Annotated in this window: 12 protein-coding genes; 4 read left to right on the top strand and 8 right to left on the bottom strand. The window is 70.9% G+C overall.

The genetic code is table 11. The features are described 5' to 3' along the window. The first annotated feature begins 143 nt into the window (after nt 1-143). Both ACIBU0_RS37515 and ACIBU0_RS37520 read left to right on the top strand, forming a co-directional pair. A complete protein-coding gene (locus ACIBU0_RS37515; RefSeq protein ID WP_398827695.1) occupies nt 144-830 on the top strand; it encodes a DUF5995 family protein in 687 nt (228 codons plus the stop codon). Between the two features lie 79 nt (nt 831-909). Beyond that, complete coding sequence (locus tag ACIBU0_RS37520) at nt 910-1839, top strand: LLM class F420-dependent oxidoreductase (RefSeq protein WP_398827697.1); 930 nt, start codon at nt 910-912, stop codon at nt 1837-1839. Nucleotides 1840-1864: 25 nt separating this feature from the next. Here the strand turns inward: ACIBU0_RS37520 and ACIBU0_RS37525 are convergent, their stop codons facing one another. Both ACIBU0_RS37525 and ACIBU0_RS37530 read right to left on the bottom strand, forming a co-directional pair. After that, nucleotides 1865-3565, bottom strand: a complete 1701-nt coding sequence (locus tag ACIBU0_RS37525) for a flavin monoamine oxidase family protein (protein WP_398827699.1) — start codon at nt 3563-3565, stop codon at nt 1865-1867. Nucleotides 3566-3620: 55 nt separating this feature from the next. After that, complete coding sequence (locus ACIBU0_RS37530) at nt 3621-4409, bottom strand: carbon-nitrogen hydrolase family protein (RefSeq protein ID WP_398827701.1); 789 nt, start codon at nt 4407-4409, stop codon at nt 3621-3623. Nucleotides 4410-4708: 299 nt separating this feature from the next. Between ACIBU0_RS37530 and ACIBU0_RS37535 the strand changes: the two genes are divergently transcribed. Beyond that, nucleotides 4709-5251: a Repetin gene (locus ACIBU0_RS37535; RefSeq protein WP_398827703.1), complete on the top strand. Its 543-nt coding sequence runs from the start codon at nt 4709-4711 to the stop codon at nt 5249-5251. Here ACIBU0_RS37535 and ACIBU0_RS37540 read toward each other — a convergent pair. Next, nucleotides 5220-6410: an MFS transporter gene (locus ACIBU0_RS37540; RefSeq protein WP_398827705.1), complete on the bottom strand. Its 1191-nt coding sequence runs from the start codon at nt 6408-6410 to the stop codon at nt 5220-5222. The two genes, ACIBU0_RS37535 and ACIBU0_RS37540, sit on opposite strands and share 32 nt — an antisense overlap. 289 nt (nt 6411-6699) lie before the next feature. On the opposite strand from ACIBU0_RS37540, the gene ACIBU0_RS37545 reads away from it, so the two are divergent. Further along, nucleotides 6700-7158, top strand: coding sequence for a hypothetical protein (locus ACIBU0_RS37545; RefSeq protein ID WP_398827707.1), 459 nt, complete (start codon nt 6700-6702; stop codon nt 7156-7158). Nucleotides 7159-7235: 77 nt separating this feature from the next. Here the strand turns inward: ACIBU0_RS37545 and ACIBU0_RS37550 are convergent, their stop codons facing one another. The 5 genes from ACIBU0_RS37550 to ACIBU0_RS37570 form a co-directional block, all read right to left on the bottom strand. After that, nucleotides 7236-7688 (bottom strand): Lrp/AsnC family transcriptional regulator, encoded by a 453-nt coding sequence (locus tag ACIBU0_RS37550; protein ID WP_062713983.1) that lies wholly within the window; start codon nt 7686-7688, stop codon nt 7236-7238. Between the two features lie 10 nt (nt 7689-7698). Continuing rightward, a complete protein-coding gene (locus ACIBU0_RS37555) occupies nt 7699-9168 on the bottom strand; it encodes an amino acid permease (protein ID WP_398827709.1) in 1470 nt (489 codons plus the stop codon). Nucleotides 9169-9402: 234 nt separating this feature from the next. Continuing rightward, nucleotides 9403-9900, bottom strand: a complete 498-nt coding sequence (locus ACIBU0_RS37560) for a GNAT family N-acetyltransferase (RefSeq protein WP_398827711.1) — start codon at nt 9898-9900, stop codon at nt 9403-9405. Nucleotides 9901-9990: 90 nt separating this feature from the next. Then, the gene (locus ACIBU0_RS37565) at nt 9991-11433 is read right to left on the bottom strand and encodes a GuaB1 family IMP dehydrogenase-related protein (RefSeq protein WP_398827713.1); all 1443 of its coding nucleotides are present in this window, start codon (nt 11431-11433) and stop codon (nt 9991-9993) included. A gap of 131 nt (nt 11434-11564) precedes the next feature. Then, the gene (locus ACIBU0_RS37570) at nt 11565-11876 is read right to left on the bottom strand and encodes a barstar family protein (RefSeq protein WP_398827715.1); all 312 of its coding nucleotides are present in this window, start codon (nt 11874-11876) and stop codon (nt 11565-11567) included. Nucleotides 11877-11929 lie beyond the last annotated feature (53 nt).

The raw sequence follows: 11929 nt of genomic DNA on the forward strand, positions 1-11929 counted from the left end.
TCGCTGGGCACGTAAGCCTGCCACGGTCCTGCTCCCCCCTCCCCCACGGCGGGCCATCCCCCGTACCGGGCGCGTTCCCCCGTTCTGGGGAAGCGCCGGGCCCGCCGACACTGCCGTCAGCCTAAAGCTGGGACTCTGCCCCCATGGCGCAATGCGAACAATTCACCACAGCCGTGGACGCGGTCGTCTCCCGTATGCGCGCCCTGGACGCGGCCCTGCCCGAACGCGACGGAGTCGCCGTCTTCAACCGCGTCTACCTCACCGTCACGGAGGCGGTCGACCGGCACATCGACGGCGGCCGGTTCCCGGACGCGGGGGCGGCGATCACGCTGGACGTGCGGTTCGCGGAGCGGTATCTCACGGCGGTGGAGAGGGCCGAGGACGAGCGGCGCCCGCCCGCCTGCTGGCGGCCCCTGTTCCAGATGCGCCGGCATCCCGGCGTACGACCGCTGCAGTTCGCGCTCGCGGGCATCAATGCGCACATCGGGCACGATCTGGCGCTCTCCGTGGTGGACGCCTGTCGTAGCCTCGGCTGCGAACCCGCCGAGCTGGAGGACGAGTTCGATCGGGTGGGTGATCTCCTCGTCTCGCTGGAGGAGCGCATCCGCGAAGATCTGATGCCGGGTCCCGACCTGCTCCAGATCGCCGACCCGCTCACCCATCTGCTCGGTTCCTGGAGCCTGGAGCGGGCCCGCGACGCGACCTGGACGGCGGCACGGGCGCTGTGGGCGCTGCGCCGACTGCCGGACGTCGCCGAGGAGTTCACCGAGCGGCTGGACGCGGCGGTGGGGCTCGCGGGACGCATGCTGCTCACGCCGCTGCCGGACTGAGCCCGGTCCGACTGGCACTTCGCCCTGCTCGCAGTACGTTGGCCGGTGGGGGCACACGATCGCGAAGGAGCACGCAGTCATGGCCATCCGTCTCGGACTCGGTCTTCCCCAGCTCCGGCAGTACGACCTCGCCAAGGACGTGACGGACGTGGCCCGTACCGCCGAGCAGATCGGCTACGACAGCCTGTGGGTGTACGAGCGGTTGCTGGTCCCGGAGTCCCCGTCCCAGGGCCTGTACGGCATCCCCGGCCTGCCCTGGCCGGACCACTACCGCGGCATGGCCCACTCGCTGGTCACGCTGACCCTCGCCGCGGCGGTCACCGAACGGACACGGCTGGGCACCGGCATCGTGGTCGCGCCGCTGCACGGGCCCGCCCAGCTCGCCAAGGCCCTGGCCACGCTGGACGCGGCGAGCGGCGGACGGGTGATCGCGGGGCTGGGCCCGGGCTGGTCGACCGACGAGTTCGCCGCCGCCGGCGTACGGCCCTTCGAGGAGCGCGGTCGGACGCTGGACGAGGTGATCGACGTCTGCCGGGCGGTGTGGGGCCCGGACCCGGTGTCGTACGACGGCCGGATCACGAAGATCGACGCGGCCGTGGTCGGCCCCAAGCCGGTGCGGCCGATCCCGATCCTGGTGGCCGCGGCGGGCAGGAAGGCGCTGACGCGGGTCGTGGACCACGGCGACGGCTGGATCCCGGTCGCCATGGGCGCGCAGGCGTACGCCGACGGCTGGCAGCGGCTCCAGGACATCGCCGCCGAGCGCGGCCGGACCCAGCCGATCGAGCGGGTGCCGCGGGTGAACGCCCTGTACTCGGCCAAGGCGCACGACGGGGCCGATCGGCAGCCCTACCAGGGCAACGCCGAGCAGATCGTGGAGGACCTCGCGGCCCTCGCCGAGGTCGGCATGGACGAGGTCCTGCTCGACCTGCAGACCACTCCGCGCGACGCCGGGGAGCTCAAGGACGTCGCGGCGGAGGTGTACGAGAAGGCACGGGCCGCCGGGCTGTGACGGCCTCTCGGGGGCTGAGTCCTGCTCAGTCCTCGGGCAGCTCCACCGGCGCGATCTCGTCGTAGACGTCACCCGGACCCGGGTTGGTCGCGTCGGTCTCGCCGCCGAAGTGGTGCATGACGCCCCAGACCGCGTTCAGCGCCGTCTGGATCGCGCCCTCGGCCCAGCCGGCCGTCCAGGAGATGTCGTCGCCGGCGAGGAAGATGCCCCGCTTGTCCTCGGGCAGCCGGTCCTGCATGAAGTGGGTGAACAGGCGGCGCTGGTAACGGTAGTGGCCGGGCAGGTTCGCCTTGAACGCGCCCATGAAGTAGGGCTCGTTCTCCCAGGAGACGGTCACCGGGTTGCCGATGATGTGCTTCCTGATGTCGACCTTCGGGTAGATCTCGCCGAGCGACTTCAGCATGACCTCCATCCGCTCGTTCGCGGACAGCGGCAGCCACTTCAGGCTGTCGTCGCACCAGGTGTACGACAGGCAGATGACGGCGGGCCTGTCCGGGCCGTCGTCCAGGAGGTAGGTGCCGCGCGTCATCCGGTCGGTAAGGGTCATCGACATGACGTCCCGGCCGGTCTCCTCGTCCTTGTCCAGCCAGAAGGGCCGGTCGACCGGGACGAAGAGCTTCGAGGACTCCATGTAGTGGGTGCGCTCGATGGCCGTCCAGTGGTCGATCGGGAAGAGCGAGTCGTCGCAGGCGATCTTCGACAGCAGCATCCACGACTGGGCGGTGAAGATCGCCGCCTTGTAGGTGCGGATGTCGCCGTCCGCGTCCGTCACGGTGATCTGGTTGCCCGCGGTGCGGTGCAGCCGGGTCACGGCCGGCCGAGGGGCCCCGTTCTCGTGCAGCTTCGCCAGCGAGGTCCCGTACGCCCAGTGGACGATCTTCTCCGGCTCGCGCTCCCAGAGCCTGAGCGGCAGCTGCTGGGAGCCGCCGACGATGCCGCGGTGGTGGTCGTCGGCCTCGGTGTAGACGACGCGCAGGATCTCCAGGATGGAGTTCGGGAAGTCGGTGTCCCAGCCGCCGGTGCCGAAGCCGACCTGGCCGAAGATCTCACGGTGCCGGAAGGACTTGAAGGCCTCGGAGTCGGAGAGGAAGCCGTAGAAGGTCTGGTTGTCGAGCTTCTCGACGAGCTTGGACCAGATCTCACGGATGCGCGGCACGTCACGCTCGCGCATGGCCTGGTTCATGTCGGAGAAGTCGGCGCCCTCGTCGAGGCACTTGTTCCAGGCCGCGGCGACGTCACGGTAGACCTGCGGCAGGTCGTCGATCGTCTCGGCGTAGTGCGACTCGCCCTTGAGGTCGACGACGGTCGAAGGCGTCGCCTCGGCAAGGGGGTTGGGGAAGGGCCGGGTCTCCAGGCCCACCAGGTCGATGTAGTGCTGGAGGGCGGTGGAGGAGGGCGGGAAGCGCATCGCGCCCATCTCGGCGGTCAGGCCCTCGGTGTTGGGCCCGTCGAAGCCGACGGTTCGCAGGCGCCCGCCGATCTGGTCGGCCTCGTACACGACGGGCTTGAGGCCCATCTTCATCAGCTCGTACGCAGCCACGATGCCGGAGAGCCCGCCGCCGATGACCGCGACCTCGGTGCCGTGCTCGGTCGCGGGTATCTGGCCGAGCCCCGCCGGGTGGGCCAGGAAGTCGTCGTACGCGTACGGGAAGTCCGGGCCGAACATGGTGATCGGCGGCTGCTGCTCGTCGGCGTGCTGGACGGCGGTGGGCACCGTGGACGTCATGGGGTACGGACTCCTTGCGACTGCGACAAAGAAGGCGGGGGGAGGCTCAGGGGGTTCAGACCAGGGACCCGTACAGACCGGGGCGGCGGTCCTGCAGATACGGGTTCTCCTCGCGGGAGGCGGCGAGGAAGGCGGGGTCGACGTCGGCGAGGAGCAGCTCCTCACCGCGGCCGGCGCGGGCGCGGGCCACCCCGTCGGGACCGGCGAGGGTGGAGAGGCCGACGAACTCGAACTCCCCTTCCTGGCCGACCCGGTTGACGTACGCGACGTACATCTGGTTCTCGAAGGCCCGCACCGGGATCATCGACTCGGCGACGAACTGGAACGGGTGCATCTGCGCGGTCGGCACGACCAGCAGATCGGTGCCCGCGAGTGCATGGGCGCGGACGTTCTCCGGGAACTCGACGTCGTAGCAGATCAGGATGCCGACCCGGAGGCCGCCGATCTCGGCCTGGACGACCTGCTGGTCCCCCGGCGCGAAGTGGTCCCGCTCGAAGCAGCCGAAGAGGTGGGTCTTGCGGTAGCCGGCGAGACGGTCGCCGTCGGCGGAGATCAGCTGGGCGGAGTTGAAGACGGTGTCTCCGGCCCGCTCCGGGTAGCCGTACACGATCGCGAGGCCGTGCCGGGAGGCGATGTCGGCGATCGCGTCCGCGGAGTCCCCGTCGGCGGGCTCGGCGAGGCGGGCGATGCCGTCGCCGATCGCGTACCCGGTCAGGAACATCTCCGGCGTCACCAGCAGCCCGGCACCCGCGGCGGCGGCCCGGCCCGCGGCCTCGTCGAGGACCTTGAGGTTCTCGACGGTCGAGCCGGGGCGGCCGGAGCTCTGGAGGAGAGCGGTGCGCATGCGTGATCCTCACCGGGCGGAAGGGTGGTTGGAGGGGCCATGTAGAAGGTACGGGCGGCTGACCAGGGCGGACAAGCAGGAGCCGTTGCGTGCCGGTGAGCGGTTTGTTGCGTCGGTCATGGGTCGGGCGGCGATTCGTTGCGCGCCGTCGGACGGAGGTCCCGTCCTCCTCGCAGCGGAGGGGGGCACGGATGTCCCCGCCGTACGGCGGAGGCGGGGTCCCGTCCTCGGTGCGATGTGGCCGGGGCACGCGGCCACGACAGTGGTGACTGTCCGGTTGACCTGCGGAAAGGACCGCCATGAACCGCCGTACCAGGACCGTCGTGCTGTGCTGTGCGCTGCTGCTGCTCACCGCCGGAACGGTCGGCCCCGCCGCCACAGCGACGGACGGGCCGCAGCAGCGCGAAGCCGCCGCGCTCACCGGCTCCGCCAAGCTGTACCGCTCGGCCGGGGACGACATCACGTTCTCGTTCGACGCGCATCTGGCGGCGAAGGACACCGACGACCCGACGAAGGCCACCGGCACCTTCGAGTTCAGCCACTACCGGGACGACTTCGGCGCCTGGGCCAGGGCCGAGGTCGACTGCCTGGTCACCGGCGGCCAGGTGGCCGTCGTCTCCGGCGTCATCACCGACTCCGACCTGCCGGGCGCCGAGGGCAAGCGGGTCGGCGTCACCGTCCACGACCTCGGCCGCCATGACCGGCTCGGCTACAGCTGGGCCGCGACGGGCCGTCCCGGCGCCGGTCAGGAGCCGCCCAAGTGCGTGAGCTCCGCCCCCTTCGAGAAGGTCAGGAAGGGGACGGGCGACTTCACGGTCGTGCCGTGGCGTCCCGAGCTCTGAGCAGCAGCGCGGTCACCAGGTAGGGCGCCGCGAGCAGCGCGAACACGGTGCCGTGCGCGGCCGCTGCGCCGAGGACGGCGTAGCCGCCGTACACGGCGACCGTGGCCAGCTCGGTGCCCAGCCCGGCGACCGAGGTGAGCGTGGCCCGGCCGGTGTCCTCGATGCGGTGCTGGAGCCGGGCGTCGGCGAGGACGGTCGCCAGCTGGAAGCCGCCGAAGGCGAGGGCCACCAGTCCGAGACCGGCCGGTGTGCCGGACAGGGCGCCCGCGGCCAGGGCGAGCGCGGCGGCCGCGAGCAGCCACGCCAGTCCACCGGTGCCGAGACGTTCGGCCGGACCGGCCAGCAGGCCGCCGGCCGTGGCTCCCGTCCAGATCCCCAGGAGCAGATACGGCACCAGTGCGTCGGGCACACCGGTCTCCCGCACCAGCAGCGGGGTGTACTCGTCGAGCGCGCCCCATACGGCGCCGACGGCGGGCACGAGCAGGACCGCGCCCCGCAGCGAGCGGTCACCGCGGGCGGCGGCGAGTCCGGACCGCAGGGTCGCCGCCCAGTTCTCGCCCTCGCCCGCGGAGCCCCGGTTCTCCGGGAAGCGGGCGCCCATCGCCGCCGTCGCGAGGCAGGCCAGCACGCTGGCCGCGCCCACGGCCGGGTAGCCGCCGAACGCGAACACCGGTCCGGCGACGGCCATCGCCGCCATCACGCCCACCAGGCCCGCCGCCCGGGCCCGGCCCATGACACGCGCGTACTGCCCGGCCGCGCCGAGCCGGTCCAACTCGTCGTAGACCAGGGCCTCCAGCGCACCGGAACCGAGGGCGCCACGCGCGCCCCACAGGACGAACCCGAGCGCGAAGGCCCAGTACGACGGGACCAGCACCCACAGTGCGAAGCCCACGGCGGTGAGCAGCGGGCCGAGCCACAGCAGCAGCCGGCGCGAGACGGCGTCGGCCCAGGCGCCGGAGGGAACCTCCAGCAGGACGCCGGTGATCGACCACAGGGCGAACAGCGAGGAGATCTGCCAGAGCGACAGTCCGGTGTCGGTGAAGAGCAGCGCGTACACCGGGTAGAGCAGGACGAAGTCGTCCAGGAACATGTAGCCGTACAGCGTGGCCGCGAGGCGCCGGACGCCGGTGGCGGGCACGCGTGCAGGTGAGAGTGTCATGAGGCCTTCCCGTAGGGGCGGTTCGGACGCCGGAGGTACGGCATCCGAGGCGGCCCTCGGGAGGCACGGCTGGTGGATCAATGTCGCCAGGTCATGGCACCGATGGTAGGCGGACCGGGCTCGGCTGTGCAGGGATTATCCGGGGCCGTCCGCCCTGGCGCCCTCCGCCGGGAGGAGGCGCGGCTCCGCCGAGCGGCGACGGACATCGGCCCGGCGGAGGAGGCCGGCGCCCGTGCCGCCGCGCAAGACTGCGAGCGCAAGCCCGACCCGCCTGCCGAAGGGGCCCCGCATGGACGCCACCGACATCCCCGCACTGCCGTACGTCGACGAGCACACGACGGTCGTCGCGTCCGACGCCGACACCGTGTGGCGGGAGCTGGCCACCCTGATGGACCGCACCTTCTCCCGCGGACGATCCATGGGCATCGTGCGCTGGCTCGGCTGCGCCGATCGCACGCCCTCCGGACCCCGCCCGCTGGCCGAGGGCTCGACACTGCGCGGCTTCCGGGTGGCGGTGGCGGACCCCGGCCGAGAGCTGGCTCTGATCGGCCGCCACCGCTTCTCGTCGTACGCCTTGGTGTTCCGCTTGGACGAGGCAGGCCCGGGCCAGACCCGGATACGGGCCGAGACCCGGGCCAGGTTTCCCGGCCCGACGGGGGCCGTCTACCGACAGCTCGTCATCGGCACGGGCGGCCACGCAATAGCCGTACGGCGCATGCTGAAGGCGCTGCGTGGACGCGCCCTATAGGGGCGCGGGGCTGCGTTGAATGTGCGGCTACCGCCGCGCGGGCGCGACCAGCCCCCACACACACCCGCAGACGACGACTACGTGGGCGACCCGGAAGAAAACCGCCGCAGCAACGGCGACAACACCAGCACCGACTTGGTCCGCTCCACGAACGGCTCCCCCGCGATCCGCTCCAGCACCCGCTCGAAGTGACGCATGTCGGACGCGAAGACCTGCACGACCGCATCCGCGTCCCCGGTGACGGTGGACGCGGCGACGACCTCCTGATAGCGCTCCAGCCCCCGCCGAATGGTCTCGGGAGAGGTGTTGTGCCGGCAGTAGATCTCGACGAACCCCTCGGTCTCCCAGCCGAGGGCCGACGGGTCCACCCGGACGGTGAAGCCGGTGATGGCCCCGGTGGCGCGCAGCCGGTCCACGCGCCGCTTCACGGCGGGCGCGGACAGGCCGACGAGCTGCCCGATGTCCGCGTAGGAGCGGCGGGCGTCCTCGGCGAGGGCGTGCACGATGCGTTCGTCGAGATCGTTCAGCACTGCGGGTGGTTCACTTCACTTCTGACACGGCGAGACGGGAACGGCGATAGCCGTACAGGAAGTAGAACACGAGACCGGCGGCCATCCAGCACCCGAAGACGACCCAGGTGACGGTGTCGAGGCTGAACATGTTGTACGCGCAGAACAGGAAGCCCAGCACCGGCAGCACCGGCCCGAACGGCACCCTGAACGTGCGCTCGAGCTCCGGCCGCTTGTAACGCAGCACGATGACGGCGATGTTGACCAGCGCGAAGGCGAACAGCGTGCCGATGCTGGTGGCGTCGACGAGCTTGCCCAGCGGGATGAGGGCGGCGAGCGCACCGCAGAACAGGGACACGATCACCGTGTTGAGACGGGGTGCGCCGGTCTTGGGGTGGACCTTGCCGAGCGCCTTGGGCACGAGGCCGTCGCGGGACATCGCGAAGAGGATGCGGGTCTGGCCGTAGAGCACGGTGAGGACGACGCTGGCGATGGAGATGACCGCGCCGAGGGCGAGCATGGTGCCCCAGAAGGTCTGGCCGCTGACGTCGTTCATGATCGCGGCGAGGGAGGCCTCGGAACCCTCGAACTTCTTCCAGTTCCAGGCACCGACGGCGACACCCGCGACGAGCACGTACAGCGCGGTCACGATGATCAGCGACAGCATGATCGCCCGCGGCAGGTCCTTCTTGGGGTCCTTCGCCTCCTCACCGGCGGTGGAGGCGGCGTCGAAGCCGATGTAGGAAAAGAAGAGCGTGGCGCCCGCGGCGCTGACGCCCGCCATGCCGAGCGGCATGAAGTCGGCGTAGTTGCCGGACTTGAAGCCCATGAAGCCGATCGCGCAGAACAGCACCAGGGCGACGATCTTCACCGCGACCATGATGGTGTTGGCGCGGGCGGACTCCCTGACTCCCCCGAGCAGGAACACCATCGCCAGCAGGACGACGATCAGGGCGGGCAGGTTGATGATGCCGCCCTCGCCGGGCGCCGAGGACACCACGGCCGGGATGGTGACGCCTATGGTCCCGTCGAGCAGCTCGTTGAGGTACTCGCCCCAGCCGACGGCGACGGCGGCCACCGACACGCCGTACTCCAGGACCAGACACCAGCCGCAGACCCAGGCGACCAGCTCACCCATCGTTGCGTACGCATACGAGTACGAGGAGCCGGCGACCGGGATGCTGCCCGCCAGCTCGGCGTACGACAGGGCCGAGAACAGCGCCGTGAGACCGGCGATCACGAAGGCCAGGGTGACCGCGGGGCCGGCCTCCGGGACGGCGTCGCCGAGGACGACGAAGATGCCGGTGCCGAGGGTGGCGCCGATGCTGATCATGGTGAGCTGCCACAGGCCCAGGGAGCGCCGCAGCGACCCTCCCTCGCCCTGGCCACCCTCTGCGACCAGGTGTTCCACGGGCTTGCGACGCATCAGGCGCGCACCGACACCCGGGGACGGTGCGGCTGTGCGGTCTCTGTTCTGCGGGGGTGCGCCTTGGTCGAGCACGCGCTGACTCCTTCGTCGCTGCCTCTCAGGGCGGCGGGGACCGGCGGCACCCTGCGACAGCAGGAACCCACCGAGCGGGGTCCCCGCCACGCTATGTACGAGGCGACAGCCTATGAGGAGCGGCGTTGCCGTTGTAATGCAGCAACCTTGCGCGTGCCCGCAAGATCATTGCGTTCATCGGGGCTGGGTGGGTGTTCGTTGCAGGGCGGCTTTCGACCGTTGCGTACGGGCAGGTCAGCGAAGGTCCTTGACGAGGAACGTGCAGGGATCGACGCACTCGCGGATCGCACCGTCGACGTCCTCGTACGCGTACCGGTCCTGATAGTCGATCAGGGACCGATAACCGAGCCGGGCATAGAGGGCGGCCGCGCGCGGGTTGTCCATCGCCACGCCGATACCGGCTTCCGCCAGGCCCCGCTCCCGGCCCAGGTTCTCGGCTGCCCGGATCAGTTCGCTGCCGATACCTCGCGAGCGGAGTTCCTCGGGCCAGACGGCCAGCCCGCCGATCTCAGGACATTCGGGCCGTACATCCCGCACCTCGGGAGCGGCGCAGCCGATCCAGCGCATCTCGGTGTGCCCCACCGGCCGCCCGTCCAGCCAGGCGACGAGATATGTGCACTCTCCCGCCTCCTGGCGCGCGAATCGCCGGGCGTGGAACGAGGTCCTGCCGGGCGATCCCATGTGCCGGTCCAGCAGCGCGACATCCGGGGCCGTACAGACGGTGATCTCCATGCTCCGACCGTAGACCCCGGGCATGCGAAACGGCCCCCGAATTTCCCGGCAGGCGGGTCGACGGGGGCCGCAGGCAAGGGCGTTGAGCCATCAGCTCCAGCTGGCGTGCAGCGGCTTGCCCTCCGCGTAGCCGGCCGCGCTCTGGATGCCGACGACGGCCTTCTCGGCGAACTCCTCGAGCGAGCCCGCACCCGCGTAGGTGCAGGACGACCGCACTCCCGCGATGATCGAGTCGATCAGGTCCTCGACGCCCGGCCGGGCCGGGTCCAGGAACATGCGGGAGGTGGAGATGCCCTCCTCGAACAGCGCCTTGCGGGCGCGGTCGTACGACGACTCCTCGGACGTGCGGTTGCGCACGGCACGCGCGGAGGCCATGCCGAAGGACTCCTTGTACAGGCGGCCGTTGGCGTCCTGCTGGAGGTCGCCCGGCGACTCGTAGGTGCCCGCGAACCAGGACCCGACCATCACGTTGGACGCCCCGGCGGCCAGCGCCATGGCGACGTCGCGCGGGTGCCGGACACCGCCGTCGGCCCACACGTGCTTGCCGTACTTCTTGGCCTCGGCGGCGCACTCCAGCACGGCGGAGAACTGCGGCCGGCCCACGCCGGTCATCATGCGGGTGGTGCACATGGCGCCCGGTCCGACACCGACTTTGATGATGTCGGCACCGGCCTCGACGAGGTCCCGGACCCCCTCGGCGGCGACGATGTTGCCGGCGACGATCGGCACCTGCGGGTCGAGCGCCCGCACCGTCCTGATCGCGGCGATCATCGACTCCTGGTGGCCGTGCGCCGTGTCGATGACCAGGGTGTCGACGCCCGCGTCGAGCAGCTGCTTGGCCTTGCCCGAGACATCGCCGTTGATGCCGACGGCGGCGGCGATGCGCAGCTTGCCGTTCGCGTCGACGGCCGGCGTGTACAGCGTGGCGCGCAGGGCGCCCTTGCGGGTGAGGATGCCCGCGAGACGGCCGTCGGAGTCGACGGCCGGGGCGTAGCGCCGGTTGTGGTGGTCGAGGGTGTTGAAGGCCTCGCGCGGGTCGAGGCCGGCGTCGAGGAGCAGCAGGTCCCGGGACATGACCACTTCGAGCTGGGTGAAGCGGTCCACGCCGGACAGGTCGGAGTCGGTGACCACGCCGATCGGCTTGAAGTCCTCGTCGACGACCACACCGGCGTTGTGCGCGCGCTTGGGCAGCAGGGCCAGCGCGTCGGCGACGGTCTGGTGCGGGGCCAGCACGATCGGCGTGTCGAGGACGAGGTGGCGGCTCTTCACCCAGGAGATGACGTCCGTGACGACGTCGATCGGGATGTCCTGCGGGATGACCACCAGGCCGCCGCGCCGGGCCATGGTCTCGGCCATACGGCGGCCGGCGATGGCGGTCATGTTGGCGACGACCAGCGGGATCGTGGTGCCCGTGCCGTCCGGGGAGCTGAGGTCCACGCCCTGCCGCGAGCCGACCGCACTGCGGCTCGGGACCATGAAGACGTCGTCGTACGTCAGGTCGTACGCGGGCTGGATGTCATTGAGGAAACGCACGTGCTGCACATCCCAGTCGATCAGAGGTGGCCCCGGGACAGGTCAGCCAGGGGTAAGAGCACGTACTTCATTGTCCCATGCCGACCGGCGCGCACTGCACGGTCGCTTCATACGAGCAGGTCAGAGGGCCCTTAGGAGGATCCTCCGAGAGCAAGCATCACCGTGAGCGACGGCGCCCGGTTCACGGCCGCGGAGAACACCTCCTGGGCGATCTCCCACTCCTCCGGCCGCACCTTCGCGTACGGCTGCCAGTTCCGTACGACGACCAGGAGGCCGTCCGCGGCCTCGGCGGGCCAGACGGAGGGGTCGGAGAGGCTGTCGGCGAGGGCGTCCCAGTTGCGGCCGAACCAGTCGGGCAGCTCCAGGGTCTGGACGCAGCGGTCCATCAGGGCCGCCTTGTCCGTGACCCCGTCGAGATCCAGCGTGACCACGAGTTCCGTCATCTCGGTACCGCCCAGGTCGTAGTGATCGTCGATGTACGAGGGGACGGCACGGG

This window comes from Streptomyces sp. NPDC049627 (genome assembly GCF_044465645.1).
Taxonomy (GTDB): domain Bacteria; phylum Actinomycetota; class Actinomycetes; order Streptomycetales; family Streptomycetaceae; genus Streptomyces.

Excerpts from the sequence above, each read along its gene's own strand:
- ACIBU0_RS37530 (WP_398827701.1), bottom strand. The coding sequence starts at position 4,409 with ATGCGCACCGCTCTCCTCCAGAGCTCCGGCCGCCCCGGCTCGACCGTC.
- ACIBU0_RS37535 (WP_398827703.1), top strand. The coding sequence starts at position 4,709 with ATGAACCGCCGTACCAGGACCGTCGTGCTGTGCTGTGCGCTGCTGCTG.
- ACIBU0_RS37560 (WP_398827711.1), bottom strand. The coding sequence starts at position 9,900 with ATGGAGATCACCGTCTGTACGGCCCCGGATGTCGCGCTGCTGGACCGG.
- ACIBU0_RS37515 (WP_398827695.1), top strand. The coding sequence starts at position 144 with ATGGCGCAATGCGAACAATTCACCACAGCCGTGGACGCGGTCGTCTCC.
- ACIBU0_RS37570 (WP_398827715.1), bottom strand. The coding sequence starts at position 11,876 with ATGACGGAACTCGTGGTCACGCTGGATCTCGACGGGGTCACGGACAAG.
- ACIBU0_RS37520 (WP_398827697.1), top strand. The coding sequence starts at position 910 with ATGGCCATCCGTCTCGGACTCGGTCTTCCCCAGCTCCGGCAGTACGAC.
- ACIBU0_RS37545 (WP_398827707.1), top strand. The coding sequence starts at position 6,700 with ATGGACGCCACCGACATCCCCGCACTGCCGTACGTCGACGAGCACACG.
- ACIBU0_RS37540 (WP_398827705.1), bottom strand. The coding sequence starts at position 6,410 with ATGACACTCTCACCTGCACGCGTGCCCGCCACCGGCGTCCGGCGCCTC.
- ACIBU0_RS37525 (WP_398827699.1), bottom strand. The coding sequence starts at position 3,565 with ATGACGTCCACGGTGCCCACCGCCGTCCAGCACGCCGACGAGCAGCAG.